The organism is Streptomyces xinghaiensis S187 (genome assembly GCF_000220705.2).
In the GTDB taxonomy this organism is placed as follows: Bacteria; Actinomycetota; Actinomycetes; order Streptomycetales; family Streptomycetaceae; genus Streptomyces; species Streptomyces xinghaiensis.
This window is the reverse complement of the sequence record NZ_CP023202.1, coordinates 3,790,813-3,807,067: the sequence shown is the minus strand read 5'-3', so window position 1 is coordinate 3,807,067 and position 16,255 is coordinate 3,790,813. Positions and strand designations below refer to the sequence as shown.

Sequence of the window (16,255 nt, the reverse complement as noted above, 5' to 3'; positions counted from 1 at the left end):
ACTCACCACCCGTCGGCGGGTCGATCCGGAAGACTCGGTAAAATCGGGGCTGACCAGCGAGGACGATCCTCCTCGCGGACCCCGCCGAGGGGCGCGTCCTGCGGGCGACGTACCGTATGGCGGCGGAAGCAGGTACCGTTGAAGTCCTACGGGACGGCCTCTTCACGGAGAGTCCGCTCCGGATCATGAACGCGTGTCAAGACTCTGGGGCCGTCGAGCCCCGCAATCGAGGGGGTCGAGCCATGGGGCGCGGCCGGGCCAAGGCCAAGCAGACGAAGGTCGCCCGCCAGCTGAAGTACAACAGCGGTGGGACTGACCTCTCACGGCTGGCCGACGAGCTGGGCGCATCGACGACGAAACAGCCGCCGAACGGCGAGCGCTTCGCGGACGATGAGCCGGACGACGACCCGTACGCACAGTACGCGGAGCTGTACAACGACGACGAGGACGAGGACGAGGAGGCGCAAGCCTCCGACCACTCCTCACGCCGCCGCGCCTGACGCGGCGGCGTCCGCGTCCCCGGTACGCACACAACAGACCCGGTCCGAGGGCCCGCCCACGGACCGGGTTCTGTGCTGTCCTCCGGCGTCGCCCGTCCCGCCGCACCGGCCGTCATGACGACCGGTGCCGCGAGGTGGTGCGCCGTTCCGGGGCGACCGTGCATACCGGGTACCGCCCGTCACACGGCGTAGTCGCCGGTCAGGGCCACCGCCTCGGCGCGCTCGCCGCTCTCCCCGCGGTCGGTGATCTCACCGCAGATCCAGGCGTCCACACCACGGTCGGCCAGCGTGGCCAGGGCGGCGTCGGCTCCCTCCGGCGCCACCACCGCGATCATGCCGACGCCCATGTTGAGCGTCTTCTCCAGCTCGGTGCCCTCGACCGATCCGGCCGAGCCGACCAGGCCGAAGACCGGGGCCGGGGCCCAGGTGGCGCGGTCCACGGTGGCGTGCAGGCCGTCCGGGATCACCCGGGCGAGGTTGTTGGCCAGGCCGCCCCCGGTGATGTGCGAGAAGGCGTGCACCTCGGTGGTGCGGGTGAGCGCCAGGCAGTCCAGCGAGTAGATCCGGGTGGGCTCCAGCAGTTCCTCGCCGAGGGTCCGGCCGAACTCGGGGATCTCGCGGTCCAGCGCGTAGCCCGCCCCGTCGAGGAGCACATGGCGGACGAGCGAGTACCCGTTCGAGTGCAGACCGGAGGAGGCCATGGCGATCACCGCGTCCCCCGCGCGGATCCGCTCGGCGCCCAGCAGGCGGTCGGCCTCGACCACGCCCGTGCCGGCCCCGGCGACGTCGAAGTCGTCCGGCTCCAGCAGGCCCGGGTGCTCCGCGGTCTCCCCGCCGACGAGCGCGCAGCCCGCCAGCACGCAGCCCTCGGCGATGCCCTTGACGATGGCCGCCACCCGCTCCGGGCGGACCTTGCCGACGGCGATGTAGTCGGTCATGAACAGCGGCTCGGCACCGCACACCACCAGGTCGTCCACGACCATGCCGACCAGGTCGCGGCCGATCGTGTCGTACACGCCCATGCGGCGGGCGATGTCGACCTTGGTGCCGACGCCGTCCGTGGCGGACGCCAGCAGCGGGCGCTCGTAGCGCTTGAGGACGGAGGCGTCGAAGAGCCCGGCGAAGCCGCCGAGACCGCCCACGACCTCGGGACGGGTGGCCTTCTTCACCCACTGCTTCATCAGCTCGACCGCGCGGTCGCCCGCCTCGATGTCGACGCCCGCCGTCTTGTAGGACGCCGTCGGACGGCCGGCAGCGGTGCTCTCGGACATGACGCCTCAGTCTTTCGTCGCTCGGTGGCTCGGGGCTCGGTGGCCCGGGCCGGGACTCGGGCTCGGGGCTCGGTGGACAGCGCCCCCGGTGCGGGCGGGGCGGCGGAACGGCAGGGCTACGGGCGGCGCAGGGCGTCCGCGCCGCCGACTCCGGCGGTCGGCGAGACCAGGCCGTCCGCGTCGGTGCGGTCCGGCTCCGCCGTCTCGGACTCCAGCAGGTGCTTGCCCAGCAGCTCCGGGTCCGGCAGGTCCATCGGGTACTCGCCGTCGAAGCAGGCCCGGCAGAGCTCGTTCTTCGGGATCGTCGTCGCCTCGACCATCGAGTCGATCGAGATGTACGCGAGCGAGTCGGCGCCCAGGGACTTGCCGATCTCCTCGACGGACAGCCCATTGGCGATCAGCTCGGCCCGGGTGGCGAAGTCGATGCCGAAGAAACACGGCCACTTGATCGGCGGGGAGGAGATCCGGACGTGGATCTCGGCGGCGCCCGCCTCGCGGAGCATCCGGACCAGGGCGCGCTGGGTGTTGCCGCGGACGATCGAGTCGTCGACGACCACCAGCCGCTTGCCGCGGATGACTTCCTTGAGCGGGTTGAGCTTGAGCCGGATGCCGAGCTGGCGGATGGTCTGGCTCGGCTGGATGAAGGTCCGGCCCACATAGCTGTTCTTGACCAGCCCCGAACCGTACGGGATGCCGCTGGCCTCGGCGTAGCCCACGGCGGCCGGGGTGCCGGACTCGGGCGTGGGTATCACCAGGTCCGCCTCGGCGGGGGCCTCGGCGGCCAGCCTGCGGCCCATCTCCACCCGGGAGAGGTAGACGTTGCGGCCGGCGATGTCGGTGTCGGGGCGCGCGAGGTAGACGTACTCGAAGACGCAGCCGCGGGGACGCGCCTCGGTGAAGCGGGAGGAGCGCAGCCCGTTCTCGTCGACGGCGATCATCTCGCCGGGCTCGATCTCGCGGATGAAGCTCGCGCCGCAGATGTCGAGGGCGGCGGTCTCGCTCGCCACGACCCAGCCGCGTTCCAGCCGGCCGAGGACCAGGGGGCGCACGCCCTGCGGGTCACGGGCCGCGTAGAGGGTGTGCTCGTCCATGAAGACGAGGGAGAAGGCGCCCTGGACCTTGGGCAGCACGATCGGCGCCGCCTGCTCGACGGTCAGCGGCTTGCCGTCCTCGTCGACCTGGCCGGCCAGCAGCGCGGTGACGAGGTCGGTGTCGTTGGTGGCGGCGACCTGGGAGGCGCGGCCGTTCTCCCGGGGCAGCTCGGCGACCATCGCGGCCAGCTCGTGGCTGTTGACGAGATTGCCGTTGTGGCCGAGCGCGATGGAGCCGTGCGCGGTGGCACGGAACGTCGGCTGCGCGTTCTCCCACACCGAGGCACCGGTGGTGGAGTAGCGGGCGTGGCCCACGGCGATGTGGCCCCGGAGGGAGCCGAGCGAGGTCTCGTCGAAGACCTGGGAGACCAGGCCCATGTCCTTGAAGACGAGGATCTGGGAGCCGTTGCTCACAGCGATGCCCGCGGACTCCTGTCCACGGTGCTGCAGCGCGTACAGCCCGAAATAGGTGAGTTTGGCGACCTCTTCTCCCGGGGCCCAGACACCGAAGACGCCGCAGGCGTCCTGGGGGCCTTTCTCCCCGGGAAGGAGATCGTGGCTGAGTCGTCCGTCACCACGTGGCACGTCACCGAGTCTAGGACAGGTTGCGGGTTCGTCCGAACCGGGGATTGTGGCGCAAGGGCTTTCCCGGACCGGACGGCGGCGGAGCGGACTCGGCCGGACCGCCGTTCCCCACGGCTCCGGGGCGGGAGCCCGCGGAGTCCGGCACACCGGCGGAGCCCCTGGTGGGAGGGGTGTACGGGCGCCCGGGCCGGGTGCGGACGGGCTCGGCGCGGCCGGACGGGGACCGCTCGGCCCCGCCCGCCGGCGGTCCCCGCGGCCCGGTTCACCGCGGCCGGGAGCGGTGTCGAAGGTCACGGTCCGCCGGAGCCCGCGTCCGTGCCGGGGGAGGCACCGCGTGCCGTCGCCGGGGTGCCACCGGACGGCGGTGGGTCCCGGGCCCCGGCACGGCGGGGAGACCCGGCCGGAGGGTGCGGGGCCCGGGCACGGAGCCGCGGCGTGGCCCGCTCTCAGCCCAGGACGGGGAGCAACCGGGAGAGATCCGCGCGCTCGCCGCTCGCGGAGACCTCGGCCGCGTCCAGCGCCTCGGCCCAGGGCCTGCGGCCGGTGGCCAGCCGGATCCAGGTCAGCGGGTTGGTCTCGACGACGTTGGGCGGGGTGCCCCGGGTGTGCCGGGGTCCCTCGACGCACTGCACGACCGCGAACGGCGGAACGCGCACCTCGACGGACCCGCCCGGCGCCTTCGCGGCGAGCGCGTCGGCGGTGAGCCGGACCACCGCGGCCAGCGCCTGCCGGTCGTGGGAGACGGCCGTACCGGTGGCGGCCGTCAGGTCGTCGCCGTGCACCACCGCCTCCAGCAGCCGGGTGACCAGGAAGTCGTCGACGGTCATCACCCCGAAGAGGGTGCGGACCGTGCTGCGGGCGTCCGTCTCCGCGAGCGTCCCGGCCAGCCGGGCCGCCGCGGTGTCGAACCGGTCCAGTACGGCCGCGCCGGTGCGGGGCAGGGCGGCGGCCTCCCGCACCGCCGTCTCCGCGACCCCGGCGGCCAGGTCCTTCCCCTCCGACCCGAACCGGGCGAGGTACCCCTGGAGGTCCAGGTCCGGCTTGGCCGGTCCCGGCTCCTCGGCCAGCCGGCGCGGGAGGAAGTCCAGGCAGACGGCGATGTGCACCACCAGGTCCCGGACCGTCCAGCCCGCCAGCCCGGACGGGGCCTCCAGCAGTTCGGGGGCGTCCGGAGCCGCGCAGAGGACGCGGACGGCCTCCCGTACGGCCCGTACCTCGGCGTCCAGCGCCGCGCGGGTCCGGGCGGGGTCGTAGCTGCGGGGGCGTGGCTTGCGCGCTCGCGAGGTCATACGGGCGAGCCTAGGGCCCGGCGCGGGGGCGCTGCCCGGAGGCCGTTCGGATCCGGACCAACCGTCACGCCCCTCTCCGTCACACCCCTCTCCGCCACGCCTTACCGGCCCGCCTCGGACGCGCCCTTCGCCGCGTCGCCCCCGCCGGCCCCGCCGCCCCCCGGTGCCGGAACCGTGAAGACCTCGCTGTTCGCCGGCACGCCTGTGCCGCGCCAGTGGAACGGGATGCCCCGGGCCTCCAGGGGGTCGGGGCGGTCCATCAGCTGGAAGTGCAGATGCGGCTCGGTCGAGTTGCCGCTGTTGCCGGTGCCGGCCAGCCGCTGCCCGGCGCTCACCCGGTCCCCCTCGCGGACGGCCGCCGACCGGCGGCGCAGATGGGCGTAGAGCGCGTAGGTGCCGTCCCCCAGGTCGAGCACCACGTGGTTGCCGACGACGGCGGCCGGGGTGCCGCAGCCGCGGACCATGGCCTCGGCGAAGAAGTACAGCAGAGCGGGCCAGGAGGTGCGGCTGAGATGGTCGCGGCGCCCGTCCCGGACCCGGACCACCGTGCCGTCGGCGACGGCCAGTACCGGCTCCCCGAAGGCGGGGAAGTCCTGGTTCCGGCGGACGACGGGCCACCAGCCGAACCCCGGCCGGGCCCGCTCCCCCGGCTCCGCCTCCCGCACGAGGTCGATCGCGTGGGACTGCCCGTAGACGCGGGTGCCGTGGCTGGGCACCTTGTCCGCCGGGCTGTTGAGCGCCCGCCACCGCCCGGAGACCGGCGGCTCCACCTCGGCGGCCGGCGGTTCCCCCGGGTTCTCCCGCCGCTCGGCCCGGGGCCGTCGCTGCGAGCGGGCGGGAAGGAACTCGGCCGCGAGGCCGAACGCCACGACCAGCCCGATGACCCACAGGGGGACGCCGCGGACGGCGTCGAGCCACACCAGGTCGAGCACGATGAGGAGCGCCAGCAGACCGTAGTAGTACGGCCGCGCCCGCTTGAGCGCGTGGATCAAGGACATCGCCGGTTCCCCCTGTGGTGTGTCGGTTCGTTTACGTGTCGTGCGGACAGCGGTCCCGTACGGACGGCGCCCGTACGGACAGCGGCACCGGCCCGGATGCCGGTGCGGGCGGCCTCCCCGCGTGCCCGGCGCCCGGGCGGACCGGACCGCGCGGGTGAGCCGGTTCGCGCGGCCGGCACACGGCCGGGACGGGGGTGGCCGGCGCGGGGCCGGACCGGGCCGTGGTCAGTGCCCGGCCGCGGCGAGCGCGACGAGCAGCGGGACCACCCGGCCGGCCGGGACCTCGTATCCCGCACGGCCCGACGACCGCAGCCAACCGGCGGCGGTCAGCTGCCGCAGATGGTGGTAGACCTGCCCGGTCGTGCCGACCTCCGCCAGCTCGGTGAGCTCCGCAGCCGTGCGGCGGCCGCCGAGGATCTCCCGGAGCAGCCGCAGCCGCACGGGGCGTCCCAGCGCGGCGAACGCCTCGGCGGCGTCCTCCCAGGACTCCGCCAGCAGCTGGTCCGTGGGCAGCCCGTACTGCCACTCGTACTGCTCACCGGTGGGCAGCCGGACGGATCCGGTGAACAGCACGCCACCGCTCTCCGCCCCGGACTCCGGCAGCCGGGCTTTGAGCCCGTCCAGCGCCCAGAAGTCCGGGCGTTCCGTGATGGCGGGCCGGTCCTTCCGGCTCCCCGTCTCCTCCAGTTCGGCCAGCCGCCGCTCCAGCGCGGTGACCCGCTCTTCCAGTTCCACGGGAGCCACTTTACGTAATTACGTAATCCTCGACAAGAGCCCGACCCCCGGACAGCGCGACGGCCCCGCCCACCGGAGTGGACGGGGCCGTGACAACCCGGGCGGCCGGGCGGCCGGGGCGACCGCGCAAGCGGTCCCGGAGCGCGGGCCGGGTCAGGCCAGCAGCGCCGGGATCGTCGCCTCGTGCGCCTCGCGCAGCTCGGCCAGCGGGAGGGAGAACTGGCCCTGCACCTCCACCGCGTCACCGTCGATCACGCCGACGCGGGTGGCCGGCAGGCCCCGCGCGCCGCACATGTCGGTGAAGCGGAGCTCCTCGCTCCGCGGCACCGCGACGATCGCGCGGCCCGCCGACTCGGAGAAGAGGAACACGAACGGGTCCTGACCCTCCGGGACGACCAGCCGGACGCCCTTGCCGCCCCTCAGGCAGGACTCCGTGACCGCCTGGACCAGACCGCCGTCGGAGAGGTCGTGCGCCGCGTCGATCATGCCGTCGCGGGAGCCCGCGATCAGGATCTCGGCGAGCAGCTTCTCGCGCGCCAGGTCCACCTTCGGCGGGAGCCCGCCCAGGTGCCCGTGGACCACCTGGGACCAGGCCGAGCCGCCCAGCTCCTCGCGGGTCTCCCCGAGGAGGTAGACGAGCTGGCCCTCCTCGGCGAAGGCCATGGGGGTGCGGCGGGTGACGTCGTCGATGACGCCCAGCACCCCGACCACCGGGGTCGGGTGGATGGCCGTCTCACCGGTCTGGTTGTACAGCGAGACGTTGCCGCCGGTGACGGGCGTGCCCAGCTCCAGGCAGGCGTCGGCCAGCCCGCGGCAGGCCTCCGCGAACTGCCACATGACCGCCGGGTCCTCCGGCGAGCCGAAGTTGAGGCAGTCGGTGACGGCGAGCGGCTTGGCGCCGGAGGCGGCGACGTTGCGGTACGACTCGGCCAGGGCCAGCTGGGCGCCGGTGTACGGGTCGAGCTTGGCGTAGCGGCCGTTGCCGTCCGTGGCGACCGCGACGCCGAGGTTGGTCTCCTCGTCGACGCGGACCATGCCGGAGTCCTCGGGCTGGGCGAGGACCGTGTTGCCCTGGACGAAGCGGTCGTACTGGTCCGTGACCCAGCTCTTGGACGCCTGGTTCGGCGAGGCCACCAGCCGGAGCACCTGCTCGCGCAGCTCCGCGGCGTCCGCCGGGCGGGGCAGCCGGCCGGCGTCGTCGGCCTGGAGGGCGTCCTGCCAGTCCGGACGGGCGTACGGCCGGTGGTAGACGGGGCCCTCGTGGGCGACGGTGCGCGGCGGCACGTCGACGATCTGCTCGCCGTGCCAGTAGATCTCCAGCCGGTCGCCGTCGGTGACCTCACCGATGACGGTGGCGATGACGTCCCACTTCTCGCAGATCTCCAGGAAACGGGCGACCTTGTCCGGCTCGACGATCGCGCACATCCGCTCCTGCGACTCGCTCATGAGGATCTCCTCGGGCGAGAGGCTGGCGTCGCGCAGCGGCACGGTGTCCAGCTCGACGCGCATACCGCCGGAGCCGGCGCTCGCCAGCTCGCTGGTGGCGCAGGAGAGACCGGCGCCGCCGAGGTCCTGGATGCCGGCGACGAGGTCCTCGGCGAAGATCTCCAGGGTGCACTCGATGAGGAGCTTCTCCTGGAACGGGTCGCCGACCTGGACGGCCGGGCGCTTGGCGGGGCCGGTGGACTCGAAGGTCTCCGAGGCGAGCACGGAGACGCCGCCGATGCCGTCGCCGCCGGTGCGGGCGCCGTAGAGGATCACCTTGTTGCCGGGGCCGGACGCCTTGGCGAGGTGGATGTCCTCGTGCTTCATCACGCCCACGCACAGCGCGTTGACCAGCGGGTTGCCCTGGTAGCAGGGGTCGAAGACGACCTCGCCGCCGATGTTGGGCAGGCCCAGGCAGTTGCCGTAGCCGCCGATGCCGGAGACGACGCCGGGCAGCACCCGCTTGGTGTCCTCGTGGTCCGCGGCGCCGAAGCGCAGCGGGTCCATGACGGCGACCGGGCGGGCGCCCATGGCGAGGATGTCGCGGACGATGCCGCCGACGCCGGTGGCCGCGCCCTGGTAGGGCTCGACGTACGAGGGGTGGTTGTGCGACTCGACCTTGAAGGTGACGGCGTAGCCCTGGCCGACGTCCACGACGCCGGCGTTCTCGCCGATGCCGACGAGCATGGCGTCGTTCTCCGGGGCCTTCTCGCCGAACTGCTTGAGGTGCACCTTGCTCGACTTGTACGAGCAGTGCTCCGACCACATGACGGAGTACATCGCGAGCTCGGCACCGGTCGGGCGGCGGCCGAGGATCTCCCGGATGCGCTCGTACTCGTCCTGCTTGAGGCCGAGCTCGGCCCAGGGCTGCTCGGTCTCGGGGGTGTCCGCGGCGTGCTTGGTGGTGTCGAGGCTCATGCGCTGACCAGCTTCTTCAGGATCGAGGTGAAGAATCCGAGGCCGTCCGTGCCACCGGTGCCGACCAGGGGGTCGACGGCGTGCTCCGGGTGCGGCATGAGGCCGACGACGTTGCCGGCCTCGTTGGTGATGCCGGCGATGTCGCGCAGCGAACCGTTGGGGTTCAGATCGCGGTAGCGGAAGACGACGCGGCCCTCCGCCTCCAGCATGTCGAGGGTGCGCTCGTCGGCGACATAGCGGCCGTCCACGTTCTTGAGCGGGATGTGGATCTCCTGGCCGGCGGTGAAGTCGGTGGTCCAGGAGGTCTCCGCGTTCTCCACCCGGAGCTTCTGCTCCCGGCAGATGAAGTGGAGGTGGTTGTTGCGCAGCATGGCGCCGGGCAGCAGATGCGTCTCGGCGAGCACCTGGAAGCCGTTGCAGATGCCGAGCACCGGGAGGCCGCCCCGGGCCTCGTCGATCAGGGTCTCCATGACCGGCGAGAAACGGGAGATGGCGCCCGCGCGGAGGTAGTCGCCGTAGGAGAAGCCGCCGGGCAGGACGACGGCGTCGACCTGCTTCAGCTCCTTGTCGCGGTGCCAGAGCGTGACGGGTTCGGCGCCCGCCAGCCGGATCGCGCGCCGGGTGTCCCCGTCGTCGAGGCTGCCGGGAAAAGTGATGACTCCGATACGAGCGGTCACGATTCCGCCTTCACGGTTTCCTCGACCCGGACGGTGAAGTCCTCGATGACGGTGTTCGCGAGAAAGGTCTCGGCCATCTCCCGGACCCGGGCGAGCGCGGCGTCGTCGGCCGGTCCGTCCAGTTCGAGTTCGAAGCGCTTTCCCTGGCGTACGTCGGAGATTCCGGCGAAGCCGAGGCGGGGCAGTGCACGCTGCACCGCCTGGCCCTGCGGATCGAGGATCTCCGGCTTGAGCATGACGTCGACTACGACGCGTGCCACTGGCACTCCCGGTGGTGTGGTGGTGCGGCTGTGTCATTCCGGAGGCGCGCCATCGGGCCCAAAGTGATCCGGGGTACGGCCCCGGAGCCCCGAAGTCCTGCGGGGAGCTGACTCCCCGGACCCCCGGCTAGGTGTACCCCAGCCTACCCGGCCGGGAAATCTACGCGGGTAGATATCGCCCCGGCGGTCACATTCGCGTATCGGGCGCCGTAACTGTTGTGGAAAAACCGGCAGAGAAAACGTACGGTCTTGATTGCCCTGTGACGCCCGCATGGGAATTCACAGGGTTTCACCATGCAATGCCCATGCCTGTACAAATGAATTAGCCCTGTCCCCGATCACCACGGCGTACACCATCACCGCCTGTCATGGTGGTGACGCCGGCAGAAAGGACCGATATCCGTGGCTCAGCGCGTAGTGGTCACACTCTCCGACGACATCGACGGCGGGGAAGCGGCGGAAACGGTCATGTTCGGTCTCGACGGCAAGACGTACGAGATCGACCTCAGCACTTCGAATGCGAAGAAGCTGCGGGGAGTTCTGGAGCCCTACGTCGAGGCCGGCCGCAAGCGGTCCCGGTCCGGCCGGACGTACCGCCGCACCGCGGTCGCCCCGGATCCGGCCACCGTCCGCGCCTGGGCCCGCTCCCACGGCATGGACGTCCCGCCCCGCGGGCGCATCCCGAAGAAGGTCTACGAGGCCTTCGAGGCCGCGAGCTGAACCGACTTGCGCTCCACCCCCGTTGATCGGCTAAAGTCTGGAGCACGCCGAGGGGCGAGGCCGGAAGGCCAGGTCCCGAGGAGTCACGCGGGTGTAGCTCAGTAGTAGAGCGCCCTCTTTCCAAGAGGGAGGCGCAGTGTGCGATCCCTGTCACCCGCTCTCATTACTCACCGGACCAGTCGACTGGTCGAATGGATCAGGTAGAGTAGTGCTCGCGCCGAGAGGTGAAAGCTTCTCGGAGGCATGCGGACGTGGCTCAGTTGGTAGAGCATCACCTTGCCAAGGTGAGGGTCGCGAGTTCGAATCTCGTCGTCCGCTCGGGTTGAAGGCCCCGGTCATCGTGACCGGGGCCTTCGTCGTTCCGTCTCCCGGTCCCCCTGGTCTCCGCGGGCCCGCCCTTCATGGCATTTGTCATGCGCGGCGGTGACACGACGCACTTACCGCGCTCCGGCACCGCCGGGAGACTCGGAAGCATGGACAGCGACGCAAGAGTGATCGACGTCACGGACCTGCGGCGGCGTTACGGGCCCGCCGGACGGGGCGGATTCGACGCCGTACGGGGACTCACCTTCTCCGTGGCGCGGGGCGAGCTCTTCGCCCTGCTCGGCACGAACGGGGCGGGCAAGACCTCCACCGTGGAGCTGCTGGAAGGACTGGCCGCCCCCACCGGCGGACGGGTCCGTGTGCTGGGCCGCGATCCGTACCGGGAGCGGCCCGCCGTCCGGCCCCGGATCGGCGTGATGCTCCAGGAAGGCGGCTTCCCCTCCGATCTGACGGTGGCGGAGACGGCCCGGATGTGGGCCGGCTGCACCACCGGCGCCCGGCCCCCCGGCGAGGCCCTGGAGATGACCGGGCTGGCGGGACGGGCCCGGGTGCGGGTCAAGCAGCTCTCGGGCGGTGAGCGGCGGCGGCTCGATCTGGCGATGGCCCTGCTCGGCCGGCCCGAGGTGCTGTTCCTGGACGAGCCCACCACCGGGCTCGACGCCGAGGGGCGGCGCGAGACCTGGCGGCTGGTGCGCGGGCTGCGCGACGCCGGCACCACCGTCCTGCTCACCACGCACTATCTGGAGGAGGCCGAGTCCCTGGCGGACCGGCTCGCCATCATGCGGCAGGGCCGGATCGTCGTCTCCGGGACCCCGGCCGAGGTGACGGCCTCGCGGCCGTCCCGGATCCGGTTCCTGCTGCCGGCCGGGGTGGCGCCGGGCGAGCTGCCGCTGTCGCTGCGCGCCGCCGTCGGGGACGACCGGTGGGTGGAGATCCGGACCGACGGGCTGCAGGAGTCGCTGGGGGTGCTGCTGCGCTGGGCCGGGGAGAGGGGGCTGGCCCTCGACGGGCTGGACGCGCGCTCGGCCTCGCTGGAGGAGGCGTTCCTCGCCATCGCGCGCTCGGACGCGCCGGCGGACGCGCCACCGGACGCGCCGGCGGGCGCCGCGGCGGAAGCGGCCTCGGGAGCGGTGCGCGGCCGGGCCGGTACGAAGGAGACGACGGGGACGGGAGTGGAGCGGTGATGGCCTCGGTGAGCGCGACGGCGGCGCGGATGACGGCCCTGGGGCGGGCCGAGTTCACCCTCCTCCTGCGGAACCGGACGGCGCTCTTCACGGCGCTGCTGATGCCGGTCGGCATGGTCTGGCTGATCAGCACCTCGGTCGCCGAGGCGGATCTGGGCGGGACCGGGCTCAGCGCGGGCGGGGTGACGATGACCGGTGGCATCGGCGCCGTCCTGATCCTCGTCGTGTACACCAATCTGGTCGCGGCCTACGTCGCCCGCCGGGAGGAGCTGGTGCTCAAGCGGCTGCGGACGGGGGAGCCGACGGACCCGGAGATCCTGGCCGGGACCGCGCTGCCCACCGCCGGTCTGGCGCTCGCCCAGTGCGCCCTGCTCGTCGTCGCGGGTACCGCGCTGCTCGATCTCACGGCGCCCCGGCGGCCGGAACTGCTGGTGGCCGGGCTGGCCCTGGGCGTCGTCCTGCTGTCCGTGCTGGCCGCGGCGACGGCGATGGTGACCCGTACCGTGGAGAGCGCTCAGGTCACGGTGCTGCCGCTGATGATGGTGTCGTTCCTGGGCTCCGGGCTGGTGGTGCCCCTGGAGCTGATGCCGGACCGGCTGGCGGACGCGCTGGGCGTGCTGCCGTTCACGCCGGTCGTGGAGCTGGTGCGGACCGGCTGGCTCGGTGAGACCGCGGCGGGCGGCGGGACGGTCCGGGCGCTGCTCCTCGCGGTGGCCTGGACGGCCCTAGCGGGGTACGCCGTGCGACGGTGGTTCCGCTGGGAGCCGCGGCGCTGAGCGCTCGCGGCGCGGGGGCGGGACGGGCGGGGGACTGCTCGCGGGGACGGCCCGGGGCGGCTGCGGAACGACGAAGGGACCGGCAGGGTGTTCGGGCGGGTGTTCGGGCCGCGAGGCCGTTGGGGGAAGCGCAGCAGGATCGCGCAGGTCGACCTCTACACGCGCGGCTCGCTGTACGTCATGATCTGGCTGATCCCGCCGTACATGCTCTTCATGCTGGCGGCCACCGCTTCCAAGGGCCTCGGCGGCGCGGTGGAGAACGGGGCGGCCGTCCTGCTCGCCCTGCTCGCGCCGGCGCAGGCGGTGTCCGCTGTGCGGCTGCTGCGGCGCGGGATCGACCAGTACCGGGGCCGGAGCGCGGTGCCCCGCCGGGAGACGGTGGCGGGGGCCGCGCTGATGACCGCGGCGCTGGTGCCGGTGGCCGTCCTGGCGGCCGGCGAGGCCCTGGGCGACGAGGGCCTGCCGGTGCTGCTGGCGTCCCTGACCGTGATCCCGTTCCTCGCTCCGTACGCGCTGCTGGCGCCGCTGCGCACCGTCGTCCTGGTGGAGGCGGGCTGGCTGGCCGCGGTGCTCGCCGGGTTCGCGGTCGCCGGGGTGGACCGGCCGCTGCTCGCCGGTACCGCCCTGGGGCTGGTCTTCTCCTGCGCCTGGTCGGTCTTCACGGTGCGCTGCTCGGTGTGGATGCTGGCCGTGATGTACGAGCTGGAGGAGTCCCGGACGGTGCAGGCCCGGCTGGCCGTCGCCGAGGAACGGCTGCGGTTCGCCCGGGACATGCACGACGTGATGGGACGGAACCTGGCCGTGATCGCCCTCAAGAGCGAGCTGGCCGCCCAGCTGACGCGGCGCGGTTCGGCGGCCGCCGTGGACCAGATGGTGGAGGTCCAGCGGATCGCGCAGGAGTCGCAGCGGGAGGTCCGGGAGGTCGTCCGCGGCTACCGGGAGGCCGATCTGCACACGGAACTGGTCGGCGCGGGCGCCGTGCTGCGCTCGGCCGGCATCGACTGCCGGATCGACGACCGGCATCCCGGCGGGCTGTCGCCGGCGGCCCGCTCGGCGCTGGGCTGGGTGGTCCGGGAGGGCACCACCAATGTGCTGCGCCACGCGGAGGCCCGGTCCTGCGCGATCCGGGTACGGCCGGGGAGGGCTCCGGACGGCGGGCGGACGACCGTCCTGGTGATGGAGAACGACGGCGTGCCGGACGGCGGCCCCGGGGGCCCGCCGCGACCGGACGGCGGCCACCCGGACACCTCGGCGGGCGCGAACGGTGGTGCGGGCTCGGGTCTCGCCGGACTGCGGCAGCGGCTGGCGGAGGCGGGCGGTACGGTCACGGCCGGCCCGCTGGCCGGGTGCGGCTTCCGCCTGACGGCGGAGGTGCCGGACGGCGTGACCGCCCCCGGAGGCCCGGAGACCGGCGCCGCGGCCGGGGCGGGCGCCGGCGCGGACGCGGAGGCGACGAGGAGCATGGACGGGGAATCCTCCGGCCGGACCCCCGCGGGCACCGGGCCCGGCCGGACGTGGCCGTTCCGGCTCCGGGCCGGCCGGTGGCGGCCGCGGTGGGACGGACGGGGAACGGAGGGGACGCGATGACCGGGGCCCGATTCCCGGAAGGCACCGGTGGCGCGGAGCCGGAGGCGGGATCCGCGGACGCCGGGGCCGCGGACGCCGGGGCCGCGAACTCGGGGGCACCGGACTCCGGGCCCGCGGACACGGCGTCCGCCGGGGCGCCGGTGCGGGTGCTGCTCGCCGATGACGAGCATCTGATCCGGGGCGCCCTGGCCGCCCTGCTCTCCCTGGAGGAGGATCTGCTGATCGTCGCCGAGGCGGCCACCGGGCCGGAGGCCCTCGCCATGGCCCGGGCGCACCGTCCGGACGTGGCGGTGCTGGATCTGCTGATGCCGGGGATCGACGGTGTGGCGGTCGCCACATCGCTCCGCAGCGAGCTGCCGTCCTGCCGGAGCATGATCGTCACCAGTTACGGCCGTCCCGGCCATCTCAAGCGGGCTCTCGCCGCCGGGGTGCGCGGGTTCCTGCCCAAAACGGTCTCCGCCCGGCGGCTGGCCGAGATCATCCGCACGGTGCACGCCGGACAGCGCTATGTGGACCCGGAGTTGGCGGCCGACGCGATCAGCGCCGGTGACTCGCCCCTGACCGCCCGCGAGGCGCAGCTGCTGGAGCTGGCGGCCGACGGGGCGCCCGTCGCCGAGATCGCGCGGCGGGCCGGGCTCTCCCCCGGGACGGTGCGCAACTATCTCTCGGCCGCCGCCGCGAAGCTCTCCGCCGAGAACCGTCACACGGCGGTGCGCATCGCACGGGAGCGGGGTTGGCTATAGTGGGAGGCGCACCACACGGCGACGTGCGGCGCAGGCGGACGTGGCTCAGTTGGTAGAGCATCACCTTGCCAAGGTGAGGGTCGCGAGTTCGAATCTCGTCGTCCGCTCGTTCCCCGAGGGCCCCGGTCATCACGACCGGGGCCCTCCGGCGTTCGGTTTACGACCAGGCCGTGCCGGTCAGCCGCTCGTACGCCTCGATGTACTTCGCCGCCGTGCGCTCGACGATCTCGGCGGGGAGTTCCGGCGGCGGCTGCTCACCGTGCCGGTCCCAGCCGGAGGCGGGGGAGGTCAGCCAGTCCCGGACGAACTGCTTGTCGAAGGACGGCTGGGCGCGTCCGGGCTCCCACTGGTCCGCGGGCCAGAAGCGGGAGGAGTCGGGGGTGAGGACCTCGTCCGCGAGCAGCAGGTCCCGGTCACCGACGAGCTCGTTGCCGCCCTCGCCGGCGGCCCCGCTCCCGCCGCCCGTCTCCACGAAGCCGAACTCGAACTTGGTGTCGGCGAGGATGATGCCGCGCTCGCGGGCCACCTCCCGGGCCCGGCTGTAGACGGCGAGGGTGGTCTGCCGCAGCCGGGCGGCGGTGTCGGCGCCGACCCGGCGGGCGGCCTCCTCGTAGCTGACGTTCTCGTCGTGGTCGCCGACGGCGGCCTTGGTCGCCGGGGTGAAGATCGGCGCGGGCAGCTCGGAGCCGTCGGTGAGGCCCTCGGGGAGGGCGAGCCCGCAGACCGTGCGGTCGCGCTCGTACTCGGCGAGGCCGGAGCCGGTCAGATAGCCGCGGGCGACGCACTCGACCGGGACCATCCGCAGCGAGCGGCAGATCGTGGTGCGGCCCTCCCAGTCGGCGGGGGCGCCCTCGGGGAGTTCGGTGCTCAGCACGTGGTTCGGGACGAGGTCGGCGAGGAGGTCGAACCACCACAGGGAGAGCTGGGTGAGGACGCGGCCCTTGCCGGGGATCTCGGTGGGCAGCACCCAGTCATAGGCCGAGATGCGGTCACTGGCCACCATCACCAGGTCACCGGCCTCGTTCCGGTACAGATCGCGCACCTTGCCGGTGTGCAGATGTACCAGGCCGGGTACCTGCACCGGCTCGGGTTTCCCTACGAATCCGGACACA

At 73.2% G+C, this 16,255-nt stretch carries 15 protein-coding genes and 3 tRNA genes; 9 read left to right on the top strand and 9 right to left on the bottom strand.

From position 1 onward, the window contains the following. The first annotated feature begins 242 nt into the window (after positions 1-242). Positions 243-500, top strand: coding sequence for a DUF3073 domain-containing protein (locus SXIN_RS16390; RefSeq protein WP_019707171.1), 258 nt, complete (start codon positions 243-245; stop codon positions 498-500). A 179-nt stretch (positions 501-679) separates the two neighbouring features. Here SXIN_RS16390 and purM read toward each other — a convergent pair whose 3' ends face one another. From purM to purS, 8 genes are all read right to left on the bottom strand, one after another. Further along, positions 680-1,771, bottom strand: a complete 1,092-nt coding sequence (gene purM / locus SXIN_RS16385; protein WP_019707172.1) for a phosphoribosylformylglycinamidine cyclo-ligase — start codon at positions 1,769-1,771, stop codon at positions 680-682. 116 nt (positions 1,772-1,887) lie between these two features. After that, positions 1,888-3,447, bottom strand: a complete 1,560-nt coding sequence (gene purF / locus SXIN_RS16380) for an amidophosphoribosyltransferase (RefSeq protein WP_019707173.1) — start codon at positions 3,445-3,447, stop codon at positions 1,888-1,890. A gap of 446 nt (positions 3,448-3,893) precedes the next feature. Next, the gene (locus SXIN_RS16375; RefSeq protein ID WP_019707174.1) at positions 3,894-4,736 is read right to left on the bottom strand and encodes a sterol carrier family protein; all 843 of its coding nucleotides are present in this window, start codon (positions 4,734-4,736) and stop codon (positions 3,894-3,896) included. 101 nt (positions 4,737-4,837) lie between these two features. Then, complete coding sequence (locus SXIN_RS16370) at positions 4,838-5,734, bottom strand: M23 family metallopeptidase (protein WP_019707175.1); 897 nt, start codon at positions 5,732-5,734, stop codon at positions 4,838-4,840. Between the two features lie 225 nt (positions 5,735-5,959). Then, a complete protein-coding gene (locus SXIN_RS16365) occupies positions 5,960-6,469 on the bottom strand; it encodes an ArsR/SmtB family transcription factor (RefSeq protein ID WP_019707176.1) in 510 nt (169 codons plus the stop codon). A gap of 153 nt (positions 6,470-6,622) precedes the next feature. After that, entirely contained in the window at positions 6,623-8,872 is a 2,250-nt protein-coding gene (gene purL / locus SXIN_RS16360; RefSeq protein ID WP_019707177.1) for a phosphoribosylformylglycinamidine synthase subunit PurL, read from the bottom strand. Then, a complete protein-coding gene (gene purQ, locus SXIN_RS16355; protein WP_019707178.1) occupies positions 8,869-9,549 on the bottom strand; it encodes a phosphoribosylformylglycinamidine synthase subunit PurQ in 681 nt (226 codons plus the stop codon). The genes purL and purQ overlap by 4 nt, the downstream gene beginning before the upstream one ends. Continuing rightward, on the bottom strand, positions 9,546-9,809 hold the full coding sequence (purS, locus tag SXIN_RS16350) for a phosphoribosylformylglycinamidine synthase subunit PurS (protein WP_019707179.1): 264 nt from the start codon (positions 9,807-9,809) through the stop codon (positions 9,546-9,548). Before purS ends, purQ begins: the two co-directional genes overlap by 4 nt. A 402-nt stretch (positions 9,810-10,211) precedes the next feature. Between purS and SXIN_RS16345 the strand changes: the two genes are divergently transcribed. The 8 genes from SXIN_RS16345 (at position 10,212) to SXIN_RS16310 (ending at position 15,250) form a co-directional block, all read left to right on the top strand. Continuing rightward, positions 10,212-10,529, top strand: a complete 318-nt coding sequence (locus SXIN_RS16345) for a histone-like nucleoid-structuring protein Lsr2 (RefSeq protein WP_039820229.1) — start codon at positions 10,212-10,214, stop codon at positions 10,527-10,529. 87 nt (positions 10,530-10,616) lie between these two features. Next, positions 10,617-10,688: transfer RNA gene (locus SXIN_RS16340), tRNA-Gly, on the top strand. An 86-nt stretch (positions 10,689-10,774) separates the two neighbouring features. After that, positions 10,775-10,847 (top strand) — tRNA-Gly (locus tag SXIN_RS16335). A 155-nt stretch (positions 10,848-11,002) separates the two neighbouring features. Then, positions 11,003-12,037, top strand: coding sequence for an ABC transporter ATP-binding protein (locus SXIN_RS16330; protein WP_095757152.1), 1,035 nt, complete (start codon positions 11,003-11,005; stop codon positions 12,035-12,037). After that, positions 12,037-12,813: an ABC transporter permease gene (locus SXIN_RS16325; protein ID WP_019707182.1), complete on the top strand. Its 777-nt coding sequence runs from the start codon at positions 12,037-12,039 to the stop codon at positions 12,811-12,813. The genes SXIN_RS16330 and SXIN_RS16325 overlap by 1 nt, the downstream gene beginning before the upstream one ends. Before the next feature lie 99 nt (positions 12,814-12,912). Further along, complete coding sequence (locus SXIN_RS32755; protein WP_272951813.1) at positions 12,913-14,400, top strand: sensor histidine kinase; 1,488 nt, start codon at positions 12,913-12,915, stop codon at positions 14,398-14,400. Next, positions 14,397-15,143, top strand: coding sequence for a response regulator transcription factor (locus SXIN_RS16315; protein WP_095758064.1), 747 nt, complete (start codon positions 14,397-14,399; stop codon positions 15,141-15,143). The genes SXIN_RS32755 and SXIN_RS16315 overlap by 4 nt, the downstream gene beginning before the upstream one ends. A gap of 34 nt (positions 15,144-15,177) precedes the next feature. After that, positions 15,178-15,250, top strand: a tRNA-Gly gene (locus tag SXIN_RS16310). Between the two features lie 50 nt (positions 15,251-15,300). On the opposite strand, the gene SXIN_RS16305 is transcribed toward SXIN_RS16310, so the two are convergent. Then, entirely contained in the window at positions 15,301-16,254 is a 954-nt protein-coding gene (locus SXIN_RS16305; protein WP_039820235.1) for a phosphoribosylaminoimidazolesuccinocarboxamide synthase, read from the bottom strand. Between the last annotated feature and the right edge of the window lies 1 nt (position 16,255).

Coding starts and splice junctions, on each gene's coding strand:
- SXIN_RS16390 (WP_019707171.1), top strand. CDS start 243: ATGGGGCGCGGCCGGGCCAAGGCCAAGCAGACGAAGGTCGCCCGCCAG.
- purM (WP_019707172.1), bottom strand. CDS start 1,771: ATGTCCGAGAGCACCGCTGCCGGCCGTCCGACGGCGTCCTACAAGACG.
- SXIN_RS16375 (WP_019707174.1), bottom strand. CDS start 4,736: ATGACCTCGCGAGCGCGCAAGCCACGCCCCCGCAGCTACGACCCCGCC.
- SXIN_RS16370 (WP_019707175.1), bottom strand. CDS start 5,734: ATGTCCTTGATCCACGCGCTCAAGCGGGCGCGGCCGTACTACTACGGT.
- purL (WP_019707177.1), bottom strand. CDS start 8,872: ATGAGCCTCGACACCACCAAGCACGCCGCGGACACCCCCGAGACCGAG.
- SXIN_RS16330 (WP_095757152.1), top strand. CDS start 11,003: ATGGACAGCGACGCAAGAGTGATCGACGTCACGGACCTGCGGCGGCGT.
- SXIN_RS16325 (WP_019707182.1), top strand. CDS start 12,037: ATGGCCTCGGTGAGCGCGACGGCGGCGCGGATGACGGCCCTGGGGCGG.
- SXIN_RS16315 (WP_095758064.1), top strand. CDS start 14,397: ATGACCGGGGCCCGATTCCCGGAAGGCACCGGTGGCGCGGAGCCGGAG.